Origin of the sequence: Chryseobacterium manosquense, from assembly GCF_014623485.1 — a bacterium.
Lineage (GTDB): Bacteria > Bacteroidota > Bacteroidia > Flavobacteriales > Weeksellaceae > Kaistella > Kaistella haifensis.
On sequence record NZ_CP060203.1, the window covers coordinates 1,324,896 to 1,345,135 of the forward strand.

The window sequence follows — 20,240 nt, forward strand, 5'->3', positions numbered from 1 at the left end:
CTAAAGAGAATTAAGTAAGAAGGTTCGTCTTCTCGTCTGGGAAAATAATTTTTGGTTGGAAAGTTTGCGCTTCCTCCGGCGTCATCTGTGCATACGAAATGATGATGATAATATCGCCCTTCTGAACGCGTCTTGCAGCAGGACCATTGAGGCAAATTTCGCCAGATTTTCTTCTTCCTTTAATCGCGTAGGTATCAAACCTTTCGCCGTTGTTCACATTTACGATGTAAACCCGCTCTCCTACTACGATTCCGGAAGCTTCCAAAAGATCTTCATCGATGGTAATGCTTCCAATATAATTAAGGTCGGATTCGGTTACGCGAACTCTGTGAATTTTAGATTTAAAAACTTCAATTAGCATGGTGCAAATTTAATTATTTAAATGAAACCACGCAGAAATATTTAATTTTATTGATTCATTTATTTTCAAAAAAGAAGTGTTAAAAATAGGATGAATAGGCATTATCAGCACAAAAACACAAATTATAAACAAATAAGTGAAATTTTGATATGAAATTCAATAATTCATAATTTCATATTAAGAAATAATTAACCGCAGAAATGTCTTTACAGAAAGGATTTGGCATAATATTAGAACTCGCAAAGCCCGATTAATTGATTATAATTAAATTCATGAGTTTTTGTTAAATTCAAGATTTTAATTAATTTTTAATTAAATATATCTGAAAAATTTGCACAATTTGAAAAATGTTTTATATTTGCTTTAACAATAAAACTAACCTTAATAATAATTATTATGAACAAGTCTGAATTAATCGACGCAATCGCAAAAGATGCAAACATCACAAAAGTAGCTGCTAAAGCTGCATTAGAGTCTTTCATATCCAATGTAACCGCTACTTTGAAGCAAAAAGACGGTAAAGTTTCTTTAGTTGGATTCGGTACTTTCTCCGTAGCTGAAAGAGCTGCTAGACAAGGAATTAACCCTGCAACAAAAGAACCAATTAAAATTGCTGCTAAAAAAGTTGCTAAATTCAAAGCTGGTGCAGAATTAAGTGATGCGGTAATGAGCGGAAAGAAAAAATAATCCTTAGATTATAAAAAAAATTTAAGCCTCATCTGCAGATGAGGCTTTTTTATGTGATCATATTAAATTTTACGGCGCAAGTCGGGAGATTTTCCAATTGTAATCTTCCTGACGTTCATAGATAATTCGGTCGTGCAAACGGTTTGGCCTACCTTGCCAAAATTCTATTTCGTAGGGTTTTGCCAAATAACCGCCCCAATTTTCCGGTCTTGGAACTTCTTTATGCTCAAATTCTTTTTCCAACTCTTTCAATTTATTTTCCAGAAAATCACGATCCGGAATCACTTGACTTTGTGGAGAAACCACTGCTCCGAGCTGGCTACCTTTAGGCCTCGAATGAAAATATCCGTCACTGAGATTTTCCGGAAGCCTTTCCAGATCTGCTTTAATAATTATTTGCCTTTCCAAAGTAGGCCAAAAAAAGTGAAGGCAAGCCTTTTTGTTGCTCTCAATCGCTTTGCCTTTGCGGCTATTGTAATTGGTGTAGAACACAAAGCCTTCCCAAGTATAGGATTTCAATAACACCATTCTGGTTCGCGGACAACCGTCATCCTCAAGCGTGGAAATCGCCATTGCATTAGCTTCCGAAACATCGGGATTCTCACTTGCATCTAAAAACCAGTTTCGGAACTGCTCCATCGGATTTTCTTTTATTTGGTTTTCAAGAAGTTGAGATTTTTCGTAAATTTTTCTTTTATCGTGTAAGTTTTCCATTCAATTTTTTTATTACATTTGAGTATAGGTTTTTTAGTCGACCTCTCGTTTCAGATGAATTATTCTTACAAAGGTAAAATTTTAATTTCGACTCCGGATATTTCCAGTGATATCTTTTCGCGTTCTGTTGTGCTCATTATCGAACACACTGTGGACGGCGCATTCGGATTGATCTTGAATAAAAAAAACACCAAAATGAGTGCAAGATTATTCTCAATTTTCGGATTCCCGGTCGATGTTTACGAAGGTGGTCCTGTAGAAAACGACAAAATTTTCTTCATTAATAAAGGAGAAAGAATTACGGAAAACTTCACCGAAATCGGCGAAGATTATTACCTGACGGAAGATGTTGAAAATGTGGTTTCGGCAATGATCGACCAGAAAATTTCCACGGAAGACATCAAAGTTTTTTCCGGATATTCCGGTTGGGGATCGCAACAACTGGAACAGGAAATTCGACAGAAAGTTTGGACAGTGGTTGATGCTTATAATCTAGATTATACATTGCCTACCGATCATCATTTATGGAAAAATATTATGCAAAATCTTGGTGGCGAATTTTTGCTTTGGGCCAATACTCCGGAGAATATTTCGATGAATTGAAAGCATTCAAAAACTTTAACAAAACTTTAATCATTCAAAGATAATTTCCTCGCAAAAGAATCGTTCTCTATTGAACTTCAATTAATCAAAACCCGGTAAATGACTTTCTTTAAAGGTTGTTTCCCGGGTTTATCAATTGTTATTGGAAATGAGTATTCCATTGATTGACCATTTCTTCAAAACGGCTTTTTCCGAATGTTCTATTTCGGATTTTACTGACTGCAAAAATCCCTTTTTCATCGGAAATCACGAGGACTTCTTCTGCTTTTTGAGATTCAAAAGCAATCATTTCCGCTTCCTGAATTTCGGCTAAATTATTTTTATGAATGAAAGTCACGAAATTCTCCATCAAAGGCGAAATATAAGCTCCTTCTGATTGCTTCGGGATTTTAATCGTATTTCCTTCTAGAAACAATAAATTCCCAGAAATACTTCTAGCAATTCTTTTGTTTGGATTCAGTAAAATAACGTCGTCTAAATCATTTTCTTTTGCATAAATTTCCGCGTACGTATTTTCCGGAAAGTGCACACGAATGTTACTTAGCAAATTGGTATTCACATTGATTTCCTTCATTAAATCCATCTCATAATTCCCCTGAATGGCTAAAACATCCTTGTGTTCATCTACTTCTGCGTAAAAAGAAATATCCGCTTTCTGCAAAAAATCCTCACCTAAATTTCTGTACATCAATATTTGGATAATTCCGTTGGTAACTCCTTTATTAATCACGTTTGCCACGAAAAGTTCTTCGAAGAAATCCAAGGTAAAACTAAGCGGAATATTCATCCTCATTTTTCGCATCGATGCCATCAGGAAAAAGTAAGATTCCTCGGCCATAATGAGTTGGGAATTGCGGACAAAGAAAGAAGCTTTTACCGCATCGCCATAAAGAAATGCTCGGTTTTGAGGTTTAAAATTTTCGGAAGTAAAGGTTATTTTTTCCAAAACGAGATAAATTTATATTAAAAAAATAATGAACGAAAAATCGTCCATCAAGTTTATTTTTGTTAAATAAAAATTAAGAAGCTCCTAATTTAATTTTAAGGTTTTCAATGAGATTTTCCCAGTAAAGTTGGTTTTCATCCTCGTCGCCGGGTTCACAGAAATCGGTGATATTAAGGGAGAGATCATCAGTGATATCATCTATTGCAATTGTCATCTCGAAGAAATTTTTTGTTCCTTCATCTTCTTCCCAACGAAAGCGCACGAAACTTTCTGGCTTATAGCGAATAAGCGTTGCTTTTTCAGACGGGCCACCATTCCAACTAAAGAAAAAGTCATCACCTTTTTCTACTACTTCATCGGCAAACCATTCAGAAAGTCCTTCTGCACTTGCCATATATTCATACAAAATTTCCGACTGACAGTGCATTGGAAATTCATACTGCACTTTCGTTTTCGCCATATTGCTCCCTGTTTTTTTAATGTGTCGCAATATATAAATTAATTTTTAATCTAAGCAAAATATTTATCTGAAAATGCGAAATATCATATTACGTTAACAGATCGAGATGTACGCAAACGATTCGCCAAAAAAGTTAATATTCATCGAGGACTTCGAGGATGATCTTGCAACCTTCCTTAATCTCTTCTAATGACAAAGTTAACGGTGGAGAAATCCTCAAATATTCATTTCGGTACAACTGCCAAAAAACAATTAAACCTTTATCCATGCATCTTTTAGCAACATCGATCGTGTATTCCGGCGAACCCAAATTCACGGCCAACATCAATCCACGACCGTTAATGTTTTTAATTTTAGGATGAACCAAAAGTTCACGGAACAATTTTTCTTTTTCGTGCACTTCATTCATCAAACCACTTTCTAAAACCTCTTTTAAAGTAGCATAGCTCGACGCAGCAATCAGCGGATTACCACCAAAAGTTGTGATATGTCCGAGTTTAGGGGAATGAGATAAGCTTTCCATGATTTCACGGGAACTCATAAACGCACCTACGGGAACGCCGCCGCCCATTCCTTTTCCCATCGCCAGAATATCGGGAACAATACCGTAATGTTCGAAGGCAAAGAGCTTTCCGGTACGTCCAAAACCCGGCTGAATTTCATCGAGAATAAGCAATACTCCCACCTCCTCGCATCGGGCTTTTAGTTTTTTTAAATAATCTTCTTTAGGAAGCAGAAAACCCGCAGCACCTTGAATGGTTTCCAGGATGACGCCTGCGGTTTTTTCAGTGATCTTTTCTAAATCTTTTTCATTATTAAATTCAATAAAACTCACCATAGGCAAAAGCGGGCGAAATTCACGTTTGTGATATTCATTGCCGGCAACCGATAAAGCACCGTGAGTATTGCCATGATACGCGTCTTTAAAGGAAATAATTTCTTCTCTTCCGGTATATCTTTTGGCCAATTTCAAGCTTCCATCAATCGCTTCCGCACCAGAATTAACGAGATAGGTCATCTCCAAAGGTTCAGGAGTTGCGTCAGCAAGCAGTTTACAAAGCGCAACAGGCATTTCCTGCGCATATTCGCCATAAACCATTACGTGCAAATATTTTTCAGCTTGGGTTTTTATGGCGTCTACAATTTTCGGGTGGGAATGTCCCAAAGTATTGGCTGAAACTCCTGCAACGAAATCGAGATATTTTTTTCCGTTTTTGCCATAAATATAGCTTCCTTCGGCTTTTTCTACTTCGAAACCTGACGCAAATGGAGTGGTTTGCGCTTGATAATTAAAGAAATCTTTATGCATAAAAATACTACGTAATTTAGAATAATAAAACTGCTGCAAAGTTCGGGAAATAAAATTGTCTTACCTTAAAATTTAAATAAAAATAAATTCGTAACGCGTTTTGAACTTTAAAAACTAAAGTCGCTTTTTCCTAAAGGTAAAATAAACAATTACCGCACTGATGGCCATCAGTATAAAGCCGAGAAAAAAAGGTGCTCCCGGAAATTTGAATGGGGCAGCATCGTGCGTGAAATAATAAAAAATATTGGTCATCAGCGGTGGTCCAACAATCGCTGTTAAGCTCACCAAACTCGCTAGAGCTCCTTGCAATTCTCCTTGCTCATTTTTCGGAACCTCGGAGGAAATTACCGATTGCAAAGCCGGGCCGGCAATTCCTCCCAATCCGTAAGGAATGAGGAAAGCAAACATCATCCAACTTTCGCTTGCAAAAGCAAAAAGAATCATACCAACGGCATAAAGCGACAGACCGTAGAAAATGCTTTTTTCATTGCCTAATTTGGGCTGAATAAATCGAATTAAATACCCTTGAACCAAAGCTGCCATAAACCCCGAAACACCCAGCGAAATTCCGACCAATTTCTCGGTCCAGTTGAATTTGTACATGGTGAAGAAAGTCCAGTTGGTTTGTACCGCATGTCCGGCAATGTACACAAAAATTAATGCCGCGATGAGTCCCAAAATCTGAGGATACTTTCGCAACTGAAGCAGAGATCCTACGGGATTTGCGCGCTTCCAATTGAACGGACGGCGATTTGCTTTGTCCAAACTTTCTGGAAGGATAAATAAGCCATAAAGAAAATTCACCAAACACAATACAGAAGCTGCATAGAAAGGAACTCTCGGACCATATTGCCCTAAAATTCCTCCGATGACCGGTCCGATGATAAAACCTAAACCGAAAGCAGCCCCGATCATCCCGAAGTTCTTTGCGCGATCTTCATCCGTAGAAATATCAGCAATGTATGCACTTGCGGTAGTAATACTCGCGCCAGTAATTCCTGAAAAAATTCTACCTACAAAAAGCCAAAAGATTGTTGGCGCAAGCGCTTGAATCATGAAATTAATAGAAAATCCTAAAAGAGAAAACAAAATAATCGCTCGCCGGCCATAGCGATCACTTAAACCTCCTAAAACGGAAGCGAAGACAAACTGCATCGCGGCATATACAAAACTCAGCCAGCCACCATATTGAGAGGCAACGCTGAGATCGGGATTGTGAATAAGCTCCTGGATAAGTTTAGGAACTACAGGAATTACAATTCCCCAGCCTGTAATATCAATAAGGAGGGTAATAAAAATAAATCCTATCGCTGCAGATTTCTGATTTTTTTTCATGTATTACAAAGATAGTTGATGTGAAAATAAGTTTCTTATTTTTTTAAAATAAAAATGTCCCTCTTTCGAAGGACATTATATAGAATTTAAAAACGGATTAAGCTTTTTTTGCTTTCTCTACTACTTCTTTATCGATAGAAGATTTTCCGTGTACAGCTTCTTCTTTTCCTTTCCCTTTCAGGAAGTCGTAGGCAATTGCCGAAGCGATAAAGATCGAAGAGTAAGTACCGAATACTATACCCAATAGCAATGCAAACATAAATCCTCTCAGGTTATCTCCACCGAAAATAAAGATGGCAAGAATTACCAAAATGGTAGTAAACGAGGTGTTGAACGTTCTACCTAAAGTACTCGAGATTGAATCATCAAACAGACCTGCTAAAGTAAGCGATTTTTTCTCTCTTAAATACTCACGGATTCTGTCGAATACAATTACCGTATCGTTAATCGAATAACCCAAAACGGTAAGAATCGCAGCGATAAAATCCTGGTTGATCTCCATATTGAACGGCATATATTTATGAAGGAATGAATATACCCCCAAAATAATAATCGCATCGTGAGCAAGACCAGCAATCGCTCCTAAAGAGAACTGCCATTTGCGGAATCTCAATAGGATATAAAGGAAAATACCAGCCAAAGCAGCAATTAGTGCAAAAGTTCCTCCTGTTTTGATATCATCCGCTACGGTAGGACCAACTTTAGTTGAAGACACAATACCCGCATGGTCTTTGTCAGCAGATTTGAAATCCTGCAAAGTCATGTTCGCCGGAAGTTCTGATTTCAAACCTTCAAATAATTTTTCTTCAATCGTTTGATCCGCTTTCAAGGATTCATCATCGATCAAATAATCGGTTGAAATTTTCAGTTGATTATCGTTACCGAAAGTTTTCGCTTCTACAGAAGAGTTTTTGTTATCAGCAGTTTTGAAGATTTTCAATAAGTTTTCTTCTACTTTATTTCCATCAACCGGTTTTTCGAATCTTACTACATAATTTCTACCTCCTGTGAAATCGATTCCGTATTTAAATCCGTTGGTGAAGATTGAAATTAAACTTGCAACAGTAAGAACAGCTGAAATGATGTAAGCATATTTTCTTTTCCCGATGAAATCGATCCAGACATTTCTGAAGAGATTTTTGGTTGGAGCAGTCCAAACTGAAAGTCCTTTTCCTTTGTTAAGTCTTGAGAAAATCATTACTCTTGAAAGCAATACCGAAGTAAAGAACGTCATCAAGATACCGATAATTAAGGTTACCGCAAAACCTTTGATTGGTCCTGTTCCGAATATGTACAACACCACCGCAGTAAGAATCGTGGTAAGGTGACCATCGACAATCGCAGAAAGTGCATGTTTGAAACCATCTTTATAAGCTTCCAGAATGCTTTTACCAGCGAAAAGTTCTTCTTTGGTTCTTTCATAAATAATTACGTTGGTATCCACCGCCATCGCCATTGACAATACAATACCCGCAATCCCAGGAAGTGTAAGTGTAGCATCCACAGAATCCATGATTCCAAAAATGTAGAAAAGGTTAATAACCATTGCAATTACCGCATAAACACCGGCTCCACCGTAATAGAAAATAATATAAGCAATGATGATTAAGAAAGCTATACCAAACGAAAGCATTCCCGCGTTGATCGACTCCTGACCTAATGAAGGTCCTACAACATCTGCCTGCACGATTTTCGCACTTGCGGGCAATTTACCGGCACCTAAAACATCTACCAAATCCTGAGCTTCCTGCTGAGAGAAGTTCCCGGAAATCTGAGTTCTTCCGTTTGGTATTTCGTTTACTACGTTTGGAGCGGTATAAACCACGTTATCCAAAGTTACTGCAACCGGTTTGTTTACGTTTTTCCCGGTAAGTGTTTTCCAGTCTTTAGAACCTTTAGAGTCCATTTGCATATCCACCACCACTCTTCCAAGTTCATCATAGTTCACTCTTGCAGATTCTACCGCACCGTCAACCGGAGCTTTTTGGGTAATGTTTCCGCGGATCGCATACAATACCAAGTTATTTGGGTCTGTCGCTTCTGGCTTATAACCCCACATAAATTGGGTATATTTAATGTTTGCCGGACGAAGATTTTTTGCTATATCAGAATTTAAAATTTTATTAACAATCGCGGTATCCGAAACTTTAATGTTCGCTACTCCATTGGCTCTAAGGGTATTCAACTGAAGCATGTTGATCAGATTGGTATTTTTAGCAACTCCAATAGAATCTCCGCTTGCTGCGATTACAGTATTTAATTGTTGGAAATATGGATATACTTCTTGTGCTTGCTGTACTTCCCAAAACTGAAGTTTAGCAGAAGTTTGCAACATTTTCTTAACCCGATCAATGTCTTTAATTCCAGGCATTTCTACAGAAATTCTTCCCGTTCCCGGTACTCTTTGTACGTTCGGTTGGGTAACACCCATTTTATCAATACGGGTACGAATAACTTCGTAAGCAGAACCTTCCGCTGCTTCAATTTTTCTTCTGATGATATTTTTAACCTCATCGTCGGAAGAGTTGTATTTGATTTCAGATAAATTGGTATTCCCAAAAATTTCAGGATCTGCAAGTTTCAGGTTGGTATTTTTCTCTTTGTTCACCAAATCGAATTGTACGAAGAAATTCTCGATATAATTCTTGGTAGAGTTTTTCTGCACTGCATCTGTTCTGTTTAGCGCTTCCTGAAGAATCGGATTCGGTGAATAATTGGTTAAGCCATTTACTAAATCTCTTTGGTTGATTTCAAGCAAAACGTTGATCCCTCCTTTCAAATCGAGACCCAATTTCATTTCTTTTTCCTTGGCTTTGGTATAATAAAGCTTAGTAAAACCGAGATTCAGGGTGTCTTGAGAGAGTCTGGCTATTTCTTTTTGATACTTTGCCGGGTTGTCTCCAGCAAGTTCTGCCGCTTGCTTTTCAACTTTACCAGCATACCAAGTTGGCAGCAATTCGTTAAGACAAATAAGTCCTAAAATAACCGCAACCAGCGTAATAAGTCCTTTTCCTTGCATTGTTAATAGTTTACAATATTAAAATTATAGTCGGCAAATATAATGATTTTAAGAAGAATTAAGAATTTTTTAACAAAAGAATTTGCTTTGATTTTTTTAAATAGAAAAAACCCAAAAAACATGCGTACATCGTGGTCAAATTGCGATATCTTATCATTTTTATTTAATTCAAGAAAAATAAATATGGGTATCACTCGCTACTAAATTCTTTGAAAAATATAATTCATCGCTGCACTTTTCGGCGTGCATGGAAAACCGAAAATCAAGGATGAATTTCAAAAAATAATTTCGCAACCTCGATTAAATGGTCATGGAGAAAATTCTGGTTTCGGGCTTGTTGCGCATCATTCTCAGGTCGAAAGTCATCGCTACATTTCTAGTAAAAGCGCGACCTTGTTCGGTAATTTTTATTGAATTTTTTGAAAGAACTACCAAACCGTCAGCTTCCATTTCCTTTAAAGATTCCAGTGCATGTTGAAGTTCCGGAAAATCGGTCGTTGCATCCCAAGAAGTTTCGAGGCGACACATCAAATTGAGAATATGTTGACGCACCAAAAGATCTTCCTGATTTAAAATATGACCTCTAAACACAGGAATTACTCCCTCTTCTACCCTTTTTTGATAAGCTTCCACGGTTTTTTCGTTTTGTGCAAATGCATACCACGAATCCGAGATGGCGCTCATTCCCAATCCAACCATCAATTGGGTTTTGCTGGATGAATAGCCCATGAAATTTCGGTGAATATCTCCAGAAATCATGGATTGATAAAGGTCATCATGCTCTAAAGCGAAATGATCCATTCCCACTTCGATATACCCCAATTCTTCGAGGAGTTTTTTTCCGTTTTCGTAGAGTTTTCTTTTCTCTTCACCACTTGGCAAATCGTTTTCATCAAAACCTCTTTGTCCAACCCCTTTAATCCACGGAACGTGTGCATAAGAATAGAAAGCCAATCGGTCCGGTTTCAGTTCCAAAGTCTTGCGGATGGTATATTCCATTTTTTCCCAATTATGAAAAGGAAGTCCGAAAACCAAATCGTGGGAAACGCTTTTATAACCGATTTCTCTAGCCCAATTGGTCACTCTTTCTACATTTTCGAAAGGTTGAATTCGGTTGATCGCTTTCTGCACTTGCGGATCATAATCCTGTACCCCGAAACTGCATCTTCTGAAGCCTAAATCGTATAAAGTTTGCAAATGCGCTTTCGTGGTATTATTCGGATGTCCTTCAAATGAAAATTCTGGATTTTCAGCAATTTCTGCGTGCGCGAATATTCCTTCCAATAAAATTTTGAGATTCTCTGGCGAGAAAAATGTTGGCGTGCCACCACCCAAATGAAGTTCTTTGATTTTCGGTTTTTTACCAAATAATTGCAGGTATAATTTCCATTCCTTCAGCACGCTTTCCAAATAAGGTGTTTCCACAGAATGTTGTTTGGTAATGCGTTTATGACATGCACAAAACGTGCAAAGTTGCTCGCAAAACGGCAAGTGAATATAGATGGAAATCCCTTCAGCATCGTTGCTTTCATTGAAAGATCGGATGACTGATTGTTGCCACAAATCCGCGGTAAAAGCCGCTTCGTCCCAAAAAGGAACAGTAGGATAAGAAGTGTAACGCGGTCCGGGAATATTATATTTGTTGATCAGAGAAGTATTCATGATGCAAAAGTAGGAAATTTATTTCCTTTGCTTTACTGATTAATGTCAACTGAAAAATTGCATATCATGAAATTTTACTTTCGATGGAATTTACCTCATCGTTTTATTTTTTTTTATGCAGTCGTTGATTGGTAATTCATTCTTTTCCGGTATTGACATGATTCTATAGCTTCTAATTTTCTCTACCAATCCATAAGAATTCCATCTACCATATTTAAAAAATCCATCAAGAGCGATGGATTTTTTGGTTTCAATAGTTTACATTTGGAGTCAACAATTCTTTTGTTTGCAATTAAGAATGATAAAATTATGAGTGAGATTTTAAGACGACAAATTGAGAAAATTACTGCATTAACTGACCAAGAGTTCGAGTATATTCTGTCTCATTTTACCTTGAAAAAATTTAAAAAGCATCAGATTTTAATTCAAGAAGGAGATACCGTACAAAATGATTATTTTGTGATGAATGGTTTGTTAAAAGCATCATACCTGAATAAAGAAGGGAAAGAGCACATCATGCAATTTGCAATGGAAGATTGGTGGATTACCGATTATCAAGCGTATTTTAATCAAACGGAAGCTACTTTTACCATTGATGCATTAGAATCTACCGAAGTATTTACCTTGTCTCTCTATAACCGAGAGAAACTCTGTGCAGATATGCATAAAATAGAACATTTTTTCAGGAAAAAGTCTAATAATGGTTATATCGCGCTCCAAAGAAGGATTTTGTCTTTGCTGAACAGCAATGCCAAAGAACGCTACGAACAATTCATTTCTCAATATCCCACACTTTTACAACGATTGCCCAAAACGTTAATCGCTTCATATTTAGGTGTTTCCAGAGAAACCTTGAGTCGGCTTTCGGTGTAATGTGATATAGGTCACAAAAAAGTTGTGAGGTATGTCCTGTTGTTTGTGAGGAGCTGCATTTACCTTTGCACTATCAAATCATTAAAAATCAATAGTAAAATGAATCACAACAAGTTTTTATCCAAGATTATTTTCTTAACGAGTTGTATTCTTTTTTTAGGGATTAATATGATCAATGCACAAACAATAAAATCTAACAAAATGAGCAAAAAAGTATTATTCGTGGTTACGAGCCACGGCGAATTAGGAAACACTGGTGAATCTACCGGTTATTATTTAGGTGAAGTTACGCATCCTTGGGCTGTATTAGTAGATGCTGGTTACGAAATAGATTTCGTGAGTCCAAAAGGTGGAAACCCGCCGTATTATGGAAATACTCCAGATGATAAGGTTAACGAAAGGTTTTTGGCAGATGAATATTATCAAAATAAAATTCAGAACACCATGACGCCTTCAGAAGTAAATCCTGATGAATATGTGGGGATTTTTTATGCTGGAGGTCACGGTACGATGTGGGATTTTCCAGATAATGAAGAATTGGCAGTAATCGCACAAAAAATCTACGAAAAAAATGGAATCGTAAGTGCGGTTTGTCACGGTCCTGCTGGATTGGTGAACATTAAACTCAGCAATGGAAAATATTTGGTAGATGGCAAAAAAATCAATGCTTTCACCAACGAAGAAGAAGCTGCTGTGAAATTAGATGAAGTGGTTCCATTTAGATTAGAATCTAAATTAATAGAACGCGGAGCCAAGTTTGAAAAATCTGGTTTATGGCAAACGCACGTTACCGTAGATGAAAGAGTGGTAACAGGTCAAAATCCTCAATCTGCTCATGCAGTTGGCGAAGCTGTTTTAGAAGAACTTAAAAAACTCTAATAGTTAAGAATACAAAAGAGACTGTTTTCAGTCTCTTTTTTTTGTGCTCAATTGAAATTTTATTCGAATAATCAAGATAAAACTTTTATACATAGCAAAGGTTCAACCTTTCACAAAATGATATAAAAAAAATGGAGCCGGGGAAATGCCTGGCTCCATTTAACTGTATTAAAAATTTTTGTTCGATTGCTTATTTTACCGCAAGTAGATCTACCATTTCAAGTACAGGATCTTTCGCAAGTAATTCAGAAGCATTGGCCATTAAAGCCTTTGCAATCTCACCATTCAAGTGAGCATCTCTTGCATCTGTTGTTCCGAAAGTATCGAATATTCCAAAAGTAGAAGGACCGATTTGTAAAGCATACCATCTTACGGTTCCTGGCTCACCTTCCGCAAGTGGTAAGGCTGACTTTAGGAATTCCAATACGTCATTTTCTTTACCCGGTTTTGCTTCTACTCTAGCTAATATTGCAAACTTTTCCATAAATTAAAATTTTAATGTTATAAAGAGTGTTCTTCAACTCTTTCTAACAAAAATATGTTTTCCTAATCAAACTAAAAATACAAAAGATGTTAAATAACGTTAATGTTGATCATCGCAAATCAGCAATCTTTTTTTATGTTCTCTTGCATTAGAATTTGTTTATGATAAAGTGATTCACATTAATGAAAATTACATAATTGCTAAAAAACAACACGCACAAAAAAAGAGACCTTTTTGAAAGTCTCTTTAATATCTTTAAAAAATTTTTGCGATGAATCTAGAATGCTGAAAAAAGCTCCCGAAGCTTCCGTTCAACAGGGTTTTCATTGTTCGTGCTTCGCACGCAACGAAAACTTAGCTATTATTAGCTGATATTTTCTTAGGTTTAAAATTACTAAATAAATAACCTAAAATTGCTCCAATGATTGTTACTAAAAGCGAGAAAATGATATTAGAATAAGTATTCAATTTATCTTCTAACTTTTCTACTTTAAGATTGTTTAATTCCTTTTCTCTATCAATTATTTGATTTAATCTTTCAAAATGATTATCTATTTTTTGTAACTCAAGAATATTCTTAGGGTCTTGAGTTATTAATTTTTCAATATTTATTAATCTTTTCTTTATCTGTTCGATTTCTATATCTGTTTTAGTAATAGTATCCTTTTTTGAATCAATGATTGACAGCTGAAGTTTTAACTTTTCAAGTTCTTTATAAATATTTGAATTTACAATATCATTTTCTTTCTTAGTCTTAGTATTATCAAAATTAAAAATGTCCAAACTTTGAGTCAAAAGCATTGCAATGATAAGAGAAATAATTGCAGTTGTTAATGTTGTGGTAATAACATTTTTCTTATTAATGTTTTCTTTTTTTTCTTCTTCTATTATAGATTCTAAATCAGCTTTTTCATCGGCTTTTCGTTTAGCAATTAAAGTTTGAAAATTCGGAAATTCGTCCTTGCTAACATTTATCAATTCACTATTGAAAAGTGTATAAATAGAAAAATCGTCATTCGTCTCATTCGGTGTTACAACATAGAATATAGCATCTTTTTGACTCAAAACTTTTTTATATAAATTATAATTTTCAATATCATGATTAGAAATATTGTTTCTAAAATCTATTAATGCTATATAATTATTGGTTTTTGTATCTAAAATTGCTAAGTCTACATAGATTATACCTCCTTTATCAACATAGTGATAATTCAATAAGAAGGAGTCATCAGGAAAATTTTTATCTGATTTTAAAAATTGAATAAATTTATTTTTAATGAAGAGTTCTGTCATAACGTATCAGCTAATGGTTCGTGGCTTGGCGATAGTGTGGGTTAAATTGGGCAATAAGTTCAATTTAGCAAGAACGTCAGCAAATGCTGTGAGCCTTTGGCTAAGTTACTAAAAAAAGTCAATGCTCACAGCATTGTCGACTAAAAAACTAAAATGTACAACCTAAGCGGTTCAGCCCACTTTTGGAAAACCCATGTTGAACTAAACCTCCGGTAGCTTTTCCGATTCGCCGTTTTAGTAATTTTGTTTTTATTAACCCTTAAAAAACATATAAAATGGCTACAAAAAAAAATCTCCGGAGGATTTAAGGACGAACAAATTTCTCAATCGTGCTTCGAGCGAAGTTAACGGTTTTGCCGAACTCCTGCAACGCTTCGAAAGAAATATTTCCATCCTGGGCAGAAGCAAGCGTACCTTCGACAATTATTCCCGTCACGTTGCAGCCGTAGCGCTTCATTTCGGTAAAGTCCCTACCGAATTAGACCCGGAAGACATCAAAGATTACCTTTTTGAACTTCAAAAGCGATCAAAAACCCCTTCTCAGTCGTACTTTAAACATACCGTTTACGGACTGAGGTTTTTGCTGAAAACCGAAGGCTTGCCTTACAACTACCTCCATCTTCCCGCGATTCCAAAAGTGAAAAAACTTCCCACTATTTTAAGCCGTGAAGAAATCTGGCGAATGCTTCAAACCGCCGAACTCCTGAAACACAAACTGCTCATCGGCCTTATCTACGGTTGCGGACTGCGCTGTATGGAAGTAAGGAATATCAAGCTTCACACCCAAAACGCTGCTCAATAAATGTCGGTGCTGCAAAGAGGGAAACCTGATGACCATTGCCGTTTTCGGGCAGCGCGGTCCACCGCAGGACTTTCTTTTCGTCACCCAACCTTTGTCTGCGAAATAACCTTTGTGGGTAAGGGAAGTTGTGCTCTACAGCCAGTAAAACCCCGCAGAACCCGCTTCCAAAGGCTACCAAACGCCACAAAAAAAGCAGTCCTTCCGAAAAAACTGCTTGGTACCTCTAAATTCTAAAAACGACATCCCCATAAGAGGACCATCATACTGCTGAAAAGCTACCGGAGCTTCCGTTCAACGGGCTTTCATTTCTTGTCTTGCAGACAAAACGAAAGCTTAGTTATTAGGCGGCGTTTTTTCTGTTAACCATCATGTCTCCGTAAAATAAAGTCAAAAGGGAAATTGATAAACAAACAAGTAATCCTGTTACAAAAGCGGTTGGGAATCCCACAAGAATAATGGATGAAACAATATATATTAAAAATCCACTTCCAAATTTTAAAAGTCTTTCAATTTTAGTCATAGATTTTGTCATAAAAACAATAAATATTGGGATAAAGAAACTTAAAAGTAAACCTGCAAATCTTGTATTTAGATTTGCTTCAGAGTCTAAAGTCATCCAACCTATAATTCCCATTAAAGACATATTAATTATGAGCAAAAAGAAATACTCAGAAACCAATTCTCCATAGTTTCGTTTAACAGTAATTTGATTAAATTCAGAAATTGGGTCTTTAATTTCAAGCACCTCAAACAACATTCTTAATGTGCTTTCACGCGGTTTGTTTTCATTATTTTCAATTCTTTGAATTGTTCTCAAATTAACCTTTGATAATTCTGCAAGTTCTTCTTGCGTTATATTTTTGTTTTTTCTAGAATTATAAACTAATTCGCCTAGTGACATCATTATAAAAGTTTTAAAGTTAAGTGCCAAATTTAAAATTTTAATCCAATAATTTTAACGACTTTTATTGACATATAAACGACATTCCTTTGTCAAACGTGTTTTTAATAAAATGTCGCCTAACGGCCCGGCGGCTTTGCGAAGTTTCCTCTGCGAGCTTGCTCGCGTGAGGGAATTTTGCAAAACCGATTGATGTGCGACGTCCGCGCAGCGGCGGCACATCAGGCGGTGGGAGCCGCCGGGCCGATGTGGCGAAAGGAGCGGAGCGGATTTCGCCACATCGGGAAACGGCTTTGCGAAGGCGGGGCTTTTACACCTAAAATTTCTATTAAAACTGCACCAAGCAAAAACCATTTTCATTTTTTCAAATTTACAAAAAAAAATGAAATGGTTTTTTGCGGGTATTTTCTAGAATATTTCTGAGATTTCCTTGAACCCCGCATCTTGCAAAACCCTTGTTGAACTAAACCTCCGGTAGCTTTTCCCATTCGCCGTTTTAGTAACTTTGTTTTTATTAACCCTTAAAAAACATATAAAATGCCTACAAAAAAAAATCTCAGGAGGAGTTAAGGACCAACAAATTCCTGAACCGTGCCACGAGCGAAGTTAATGGTTTTGCCGAACTTCTGCAACGCTTCGAAAGAAATATTTCCATCCTGGGCAGAAGCAGGCGTACCTTCGACAATTATTCCCGTCACGTTGCAGCCTTAGCGCTTCACTTCGGTAAAGTCCCTACCGAATTAGACCCGGAAGACATCAAAGATTACCTTTTTGAACTTCAAAATCGATCAAAAACCCCTTCTCAGTCGTACTTTAAACATACCGTTTACGGACTGCGGTTTTTGCTGAAAACCGAAGGCTTGCCTTACAGCTACCTCCATCTTCCCGCGATTCCAAAAGTGAAAAAACTTCCCACTATTTTAAGCCGTGAAGAAATCTGGCGGATGCTTCAAACCGCCGAACTCCTGAAACACAAGCTCCTCATCGGCCTGATCTACGGTTGCGGACTGCGCTGTATGGAAGTAAGGAATATCAAGCTTCACACCCAAAACGCTGCTCAGAAAATGCCGCTGTTGCAAAAAAGGAAACCTGGTGACCATTGCCATTTTCGGGCAACGTGGTCCGCCACAGGATTTTCTTTTCGTCACCCAACTCTTGTCTGCGAACTAAAATTTGCGGGTAAGGGAAGCTGTGCCCTACAGCCAATAAAACCCCATAAAAACCACTTCCAAAGGCTACCAAACGCCACAAAAAAAAGCAGTCCTTCCGAAAAACTGCTTTGTGTATCTAAATTCTAAAAACGACATCCCCATAAGAGAACCATCATACTGCTGAAAAGCCACCGGAGCTTCCGTTCAACGGGCTTTCATTTCTTGTCTTGCAGACAAAACGAAAGCTTAGTTATTAGTTGTAGTTTCTTTATTTGTACAAGTTTCTTTCAATGTAGTTGTTATAATATTTGAAATATTTTCTATCTCCTTGTTCTTTATTTCGAATCAAATCTTGTTTCGACAATGGACTTTTAGTATTTGAATCATAGAAAATTGTTTCAGCCATTTCTGAAGAACTGTGAATTTGCTTAATGTTTTTAGCGGGATCACTTCTGTATTCATTCCATAATTTATTGAATTTTTGCTCAGTTACAGTTATTTCCTTTAATTTAAAGTGATTAATAAATGTTCTTGAATATTTTTTCTTGATTCCAATTATATTAAAAATATGATCTCCATGTTCATCTTGCATATTTAATATTAAACCAGGTAGTCCACAAAATTTATAAGGTCCATCTTGCAATTGAATATCATTTGCGAACCAAGCAATCCAATTTCTTCCTGCAAAATTCGTAGTTGCTTTTTGAACTTTAAATCCTTCTATAATATTAGTCTCCGGCTGAATCTTCCAGTTTAAAATTTTATTTTCTTTTACGGCTAGATTTAAAGCGTTAAATGAAGTATGTAACGTAATTTCTAAAGATGGATATTTTTTTGAAATTATAAAATTTGCTTGACTTTTCTTAATCTTTCTAAAATCAAGCGTTATATTTCCAGATATCTTACCTTTCTCAACTTGGTCCATGAAGATTGAATCTTTATCTAATAATAAATTACTGTAAAAAGTGGAACCCTCATCACTAATATCTAAATTCATAATTTCTTTTATCACATTTTCTTTATTTAGAGAGTCAGGTTTAAATGAATATTCATAAATAAATCTTTGTGTCTGTCCGTCAATCTTCAGAGAAAGAAAAAGTAGAAAAAATAAAATAATATAGTTTTTCATTTAAATATCAATGTTTTGTGAAATTACAACTAACGGTTGGGTATTTCTGCAGGCGGGCTAAAAATACGAAAACTTTCTACTTGCTAAAACTTTATTAATGGCGAAAATCTTCGATGAAAACTTCATAACCGCTTGTAGAAATATTTTGATATCTGTTGCCAATTTTGCGCTGTTATAATTCCAACCTACCTTCCTTCGCATAAAAAGTAACAACATCTAAATTTGGTTTATCCTGGTTCTTGATGTTTACAGTTTCCATGGAAATAAATTTGAAATTCTTGGGTTTATAAATTTCCATTTTTTGATTTTTAGTATCTAACATAATTTTGTCTGCACAATCAAATGTGATATTATCAGAAGTCAACGAAACGTTTCCTTCATATACAACGATACTAGTCGTATTATCAATTTTTATGTTATCAGCTTTTAAAGTTAAATTTCCAGATTTAAATTTTTCGTTTACATTCTGTGCAAAAGTATCTTGAGAAGTTATGAACAGAAGTCCAAGTCCTAAAATTTTGATGGAATTTATCATATATTTTTTTTTTTTAATTTAATTTTAAGCGTAGTTTATATGGTAGCAGATAACGGGAAAAGTATTGCCGAAGAAGCGGGCTTTTTATAACCGAGATTCCAAAAGAATTACTTCCCGAAGCAAAAATTTTTTCCCTTTTTCAAACTTACAATTTTCTTTGGAAAAGGGAAAATTTTTTGCGACTATTTTCCCTAAACGCTCAAAGATTTCCTTCAACCCCGCATTTTGCCAATACTATGATGAACTAAACCTCCGGTAGCTTTTCCCATTCGCCGTTTTAGCAACTTTGTTTTTATTAGCCTTTTAAAAACTCATGAAATGGCTACAAAAAAAAATCTCCGGAGGATTTAAGGACAAACAAATTCCTGAACCGTGCCTCGAGCGAAGTTAAAGGTTTTGCCGAACTTCTGCAACGTTTCGAAAGAAATATCTCCATCCTGGGCAGAAGCAAGCGTACCTTCGACAATTATTCCCGTCACGTTGCAGCCTTGGCGCTTCATTTCGGTAAAGTCCCTACCGAATTAGACCCGGAAGACATCAAAGATTACCTTTTTGAACTTCAAAAGCGATCAAAAACCCCTTCTCAATCGTACTTTAAACATACCGTTTACGGACTGCGGTTTTTGCTGAAAACCGAAGGCTTGCCTTACAGCTACCTCCATCTTCCCGCGATTCCAAAAGTGAAAAAACTTCCCACTATTTTAAGCCGTGAAGAAATCTGGCGATTGCTTCAAAGTGCTGAACTCCTGAAACACAAACTGCTCATCGGCCTGATCTACGGTTGCGGACTGCGCTGTATGGAAGTAAGGAATATCAAGCTTCACACCCAAAACGCTGTCTGCAAAATAACCTTTGCGGGTAAGGGAATCTGTGTTCTGCAGCGAAGAAAAACAGCAGAAAACACCCACAAAGACCACAAAAGGTCACAAAAAAAAGCAGTCCTTCCGAAAAACTGCTTTGTGAATCTAAATTCTGAAAACGACATCCCCATAAGAGGACCATCATACTGCTGAAAAGCCACCGGAGCTTCCGTTCAACGGGCTTTCATCTTCTGTCCTGCGGACAAGACGAAAGCTTAGGTATTGTACGATGTTTTT

General features: G+C 36.5%; 22 protein-coding genes and 3 pseudogenes. 9 read left to right on the forward strand and 16 right to left on the reverse strand.

Annotated features, from left to right (window positions below; genetic code table 11):
* Positions 1 to 10: 10 nt before the first annotated feature.
* On the reverse strand, positions 11 to 361 hold the full coding sequence (gene panD, locus H0S70_RS06165; protein ID WP_031504659.1) for an aspartate 1-decarboxylase: 351 nt from the start codon (positions 359 to 361) through the stop codon (positions 11 to 13).
* Between the two features lie 396 nt (positions 362 to 757).
* Here panD and H0S70_RS06170 point away from each other — a divergent pair, with 396 nt between their 5' ends.
* On the forward strand, positions 758 to 1,048 hold the full coding sequence (locus H0S70_RS06170; protein ID WP_055041284.1) for an HU family DNA-binding protein: 291 nt from the start codon (positions 758 to 760) through the stop codon (positions 1,046 to 1,048).
* 69 nt (positions 1,049 to 1,117) lie between these two features.
* On the opposite strand, the gene pdxH is transcribed toward H0S70_RS06170, so the two are convergent.
* On the reverse strand, positions 1,118 to 1,762 hold the full coding sequence (gene pdxH, locus H0S70_RS06175) for a pyridoxamine 5'-phosphate oxidase (protein WP_123248135.1): 645 nt from the start codon (positions 1,760 to 1,762) through the stop codon (positions 1,118 to 1,120).
* Positions 1,763 to 1,816: 54 nt separating this feature from the next.
* Here pdxH and H0S70_RS06180 point away from each other — a divergent pair, with 54 nt between their 5' ends.
* On the forward strand, positions 1,817 to 2,365 hold the full coding sequence (locus tag H0S70_RS06180; RefSeq protein ID WP_188322079.1) for a YqgE/AlgH family protein: 549 nt from the start codon (positions 1,817 to 1,819) through the stop codon (positions 2,363 to 2,365).
* A 139-nt stretch (positions 2,366 to 2,504) separates the two neighbouring features.
* Here H0S70_RS06180 and H0S70_RS06185 read toward each other — a convergent pair whose 3' ends face one another.
* The 6 genes from H0S70_RS06185 to hemN all read right to left on the reverse strand — a co-directional run bounded on the left by H0S70_RS06185 (position 2,505) and on the right by hemN (position 11,096).
* Complete coding sequence (locus H0S70_RS06185; RefSeq protein ID WP_394367313.1) at positions 2,505 to 3,311, reverse strand: aminotransferase class IV; 807 nt, start codon at positions 3,309 to 3,311, stop codon at positions 2,505 to 2,507.
* A gap of 73 nt (positions 3,312 to 3,384) precedes the next feature.
* Positions 3,385 to 3,771, reverse strand: coding sequence for an START-like domain-containing protein (locus tag H0S70_RS06190; RefSeq protein ID WP_031501837.1), 387 nt, complete (start codon positions 3,769 to 3,771; stop codon positions 3,385 to 3,387).
* Between the two features lie 133 nt (positions 3,772 to 3,904).
* On the reverse strand, positions 3,905 to 5,080 hold the full coding sequence (locus H0S70_RS06195) for an aspartate aminotransferase family protein (RefSeq protein ID WP_123248136.1): 1,176 nt from the start codon (positions 5,078 to 5,080) through the stop codon (positions 3,905 to 3,907).
* 114 nt (positions 5,081 to 5,194) lie between these two features.
* Positions 5,195 to 6,415 (reverse strand): TCR/Tet family MFS transporter, encoded by a 1,221-nt coding sequence (locus H0S70_RS06200; protein ID WP_188322080.1) that lies wholly within the window; start codon positions 6,413 to 6,415, stop codon positions 5,195 to 5,197.
* Positions 6,416 to 6,512: 97 nt separating this feature from the next.
* Positions 6,513 to 9,434 (reverse strand): protein translocase subunit SecD, encoded by a 2,922-nt coding sequence (gene secD / locus H0S70_RS06205; protein WP_188322081.1) that lies wholly within the window; start codon positions 9,432 to 9,434, stop codon positions 6,513 to 6,515.
* A 300-nt stretch (positions 9,435 to 9,734) separates the two neighbouring features.
* Positions 9,735 to 11,096 (reverse strand): oxygen-independent coproporphyrinogen III oxidase, encoded by a 1,362-nt coding sequence (hemN, locus tag H0S70_RS06210; RefSeq protein ID WP_188322082.1) that lies wholly within the window; start codon positions 11,094 to 11,096, stop codon positions 9,735 to 9,737.
* A 309-nt stretch (positions 11,097 to 11,405) separates the two neighbouring features.
* Here hemN and H0S70_RS06215 point away from each other — a divergent pair, with 309 nt between their 5' ends.
* Both H0S70_RS06215 and H0S70_RS06220 read left to right on the forward strand, forming a co-directional pair.
* A complete protein-coding gene (locus tag H0S70_RS06215) occupies positions 11,406 to 11,969 on the forward strand; it encodes a Crp/Fnr family transcriptional regulator (RefSeq protein ID WP_188322083.1) in 564 nt (187 codons plus the stop codon).
* Between the two features lie 201 nt (positions 11,970 to 12,170).
* The gene (locus H0S70_RS06220; RefSeq protein WP_188322084.1) at positions 12,171 to 12,848 is read left to right on the forward strand and encodes a type 1 glutamine amidotransferase domain-containing protein; all 678 of its coding nucleotides are present in this window, start codon (positions 12,171 to 12,173) and stop codon (positions 12,846 to 12,848) included.
* Positions 12,849 to 13,038: 190 nt separating this feature from the next.
* Here the strand turns inward: H0S70_RS06220 and H0S70_RS06225 are convergent, their stop codons facing one another.
* The 3 genes from H0S70_RS06225 to H0S70_RS14175 form a co-directional block, all read right to left on the reverse strand.
* A complete protein-coding gene (locus H0S70_RS06225) occupies positions 13,039 to 13,332 on the reverse strand; it encodes a putative quinol monooxygenase (protein WP_123248142.1) in 294 nt (97 codons plus the stop codon).
* Between the two features lie 354 nt (positions 13,333 to 13,686).
* Positions 13,687 to 14,625: a hypothetical protein gene (locus tag H0S70_RS06230; RefSeq protein WP_188322085.1), complete on the reverse strand. Its 939-nt coding sequence runs from the start codon at positions 14,623 to 14,625 to the stop codon at positions 13,687 to 13,689.
* Positions 14,626 to 14,929: 304 nt separating this feature from the next.
* Positions 14,930 to 15,082, reverse strand: a complete 153-nt coding sequence (locus H0S70_RS14175) for a hypothetical protein (RefSeq protein WP_228453805.1) — start codon at positions 15,080 to 15,082, stop codon at positions 14,930 to 14,932.
* Between H0S70_RS14175 and H0S70_RS14700 the strand changes: the two genes are divergently transcribed.
* Both H0S70_RS14700 and H0S70_RS14705 read left to right on the forward strand, forming a co-directional pair.
* Positions 15,020 to 15,427 (forward strand): site-specific integrase, encoded by a 408-nt coding sequence (locus H0S70_RS14700; protein ID WP_262891146.1) that lies wholly within the window; start codon positions 15,020 to 15,022, stop codon positions 15,425 to 15,427. The two genes, H0S70_RS14175 and H0S70_RS14700, sit on opposite strands and share 63 nt — an antisense overlap.
* Positions 15,393 to 15,533: pseudogene (locus H0S70_RS14705) on the forward strand (IS91 family transposase); the annotation flags it as partial. The gene H0S70_RS14700 and the pseudogene H0S70_RS14705, both read left to right, overlap by 35 nt.
* A 234-nt stretch (positions 15,534 to 15,767) precedes the next feature.
* On the opposite strand, the gene H0S70_RS06240 reads toward H0S70_RS14705, so the two are convergent.
* Together H0S70_RS06240 and H0S70_RS14445 are read right to left on the reverse strand one after the other, a co-directional pair.
* Positions 15,768 to 16,331 (reverse strand): helix-turn-helix domain-containing protein, encoded by a 564-nt coding sequence (locus H0S70_RS06240; protein ID WP_188322086.1) that lies wholly within the window; start codon positions 16,329 to 16,331, stop codon positions 15,768 to 15,770.
* 563 nt (positions 16,332 to 16,894) lie between these two features.
* Positions 16,895 to 17,026 carry a hypothetical protein gene (locus H0S70_RS14445; RefSeq protein WP_262891132.1) on the reverse strand — a complete coding sequence of 44 codons (132 nt, stop codon included), beginning with the start codon at positions 17,024 to 17,026 and terminating at the stop codon, positions 16,895 to 16,897.
* On the opposite strand from H0S70_RS14445, the pseudogene H0S70_RS14180 reads away from it, so the two are divergent.
* Positions 16,985 to 17,113, forward strand: a pseudogene (locus H0S70_RS14180) (tyrosine-type recombinase/integrase); the annotation flags it as partial. The gene H0S70_RS14445 and the pseudogene H0S70_RS14180 overlap by 42 nt on opposite strands.
* A 256-nt stretch (positions 17,114 to 17,369) precedes the next feature.
* Positions 17,370 to 17,498 (forward strand): annotated as a pseudogene (locus tag H0S70_RS14710) (IS91 family transposase); the annotation flags it as partial.
* Between the two features lie 249 nt (positions 17,499 to 17,747).
* Here the strand turns inward: H0S70_RS14710 and H0S70_RS06250 are convergent.
* The 3 genes from H0S70_RS06250 to H0S70_RS14190 form a co-directional block, all read right to left on the reverse strand.
* Entirely contained in the window at positions 17,748 to 18,608 is an 861-nt protein-coding gene (locus tag H0S70_RS06250; protein ID WP_188322087.1) for a GLPGLI family protein, read from the reverse strand.
* Positions 18,609 to 18,780: 172 nt separating this feature from the next.
* Complete coding sequence (locus H0S70_RS06255) at positions 18,781 to 19,143, reverse strand: LptA/OstA family protein (RefSeq protein WP_188322088.1); 363 nt, start codon at positions 19,141 to 19,143, stop codon at positions 18,781 to 18,783.
* 347 nt (positions 19,144 to 19,490) lie between these two features.
* Entirely contained in the window at positions 19,491 to 19,643 is a 153-nt protein-coding gene (locus H0S70_RS14190) for a hypothetical protein (RefSeq protein ID WP_228453807.1), read from the reverse strand.
* On the opposite strand from H0S70_RS14190, the gene H0S70_RS06260 reads away from it, so the two are divergent.
* Entirely contained in the window at positions 19,581 to 20,156 is a 576-nt protein-coding gene (locus H0S70_RS06260) for a hypothetical protein (RefSeq protein WP_262891147.1), read from the forward strand. The two genes, H0S70_RS14190 and H0S70_RS06260, sit on opposite strands and share 63 nt — an antisense overlap.
* Positions 20,157 to 20,240 lie beyond the last annotated feature (84 nt).

Bases quoted from the DNA above. Each gene is read 5' to 3' on its own strand.
- panD (WP_031504659.1), bottom strand. From the start codon at position 361: ATGCTAATTGAAGTTTTTAAATCTAAAATTCACAGAGTTCGCGTAACC.
- H0S70_RS06170 (WP_055041284.1), top strand. From the start codon at position 758: ATGAACAAGTCTGAATTAATCGACGCAATCGCAAAAGATGCAAACATC.
- pdxH (WP_123248135.1), bottom strand. From the start codon at position 1,762: ATGGAAAACTTACACGATAAAAGAAAAATTTACGAAAAATCTCAACTT.
- H0S70_RS06180 (WP_188322079.1), top strand. From the start codon at position 1,817: ATGAATTATTCTTACAAAGGTAAAATTTTAATTTCGACTCCGGATATT.
- H0S70_RS06190 (WP_031501837.1), bottom strand. From the start codon at position 3,771: ATGGCGAAAACGAAAGTGCAGTATGAATTTCCAATGCACTGTCAGTCG.
- H0S70_RS06195 (WP_123248136.1), bottom strand. From the start codon at position 5,080: ATGCATAAAGATTTCTTTAATTATCAAGCGCAAACCACTCCATTTGCG.
- H0S70_RS06200 (WP_188322080.1), bottom strand. From the start codon at position 6,415: ATGAAAAAAAATCAGAAATCTGCAGCGATAGGATTTATTTTTATTACC.
- secD (WP_188322081.1), bottom strand. From the start codon at position 9,434: ATGCAAGGAAAAGGACTTATTACGCTGGTTGCGGTTATTTTAGGACTT.
- hemN (WP_188322082.1), bottom strand. From the start codon at position 11,096: ATGAATACTTCTCTGATCAACAAATATAATATTCCCGGACCGCGTTAC.
- H0S70_RS06215 (WP_188322083.1), top strand. From the start codon at position 11,406: ATGAGTGAGATTTTAAGACGACAAATTGAGAAAATTACTGCATTAACT.
- H0S70_RS06220 (WP_188322084.1), top strand. From the start codon at position 12,171: ATGAGCAAAAAAGTATTATTCGTGGTTACGAGCCACGGCGAATTAGGA.
- H0S70_RS06225 (WP_123248142.1), bottom strand. From the start codon at position 13,332: ATGGAAAAGTTTGCAATATTAGCTAGAGTAGAAGCAAAACCGGGTAAA.
- H0S70_RS06230 (WP_188322085.1), bottom strand. From the start codon at position 14,625: ATGACAGAACTCTTCATTAAAAATAAATTTATTCAATTTTTAAAATCA.
- H0S70_RS14175 (WP_228453805.1), bottom strand. From the start codon at position 15,082: ATGAAGCGCTACGGCTGCAACGTGACGGGAATAATTGTCGAAGGTACG.
- H0S70_RS06240 (WP_188322086.1), bottom strand. From the start codon at position 16,331: ATGATGTCACTAGGCGAATTAGTTTATAATTCTAGAAAAAACAAAAAT.
- H0S70_RS06250 (WP_188322087.1), bottom strand. From the start codon at position 18,608: ATGAAAAACTATATTATTTTATTTTTTCTACTTTTTCTTTCTCTGAAG.
- H0S70_RS06255 (WP_188322088.1), bottom strand. From the start codon at position 19,143: ATGATAAATTCCATCAAAATTTTAGGACTTGGACTTCTGTTCATAACT.
- H0S70_RS14190 (WP_228453807.1), bottom strand. From the start codon at position 19,643: ATGAAGCGCCAAGGCTGCAACGTGACGGGAATAATTGTCGAAGGTACG.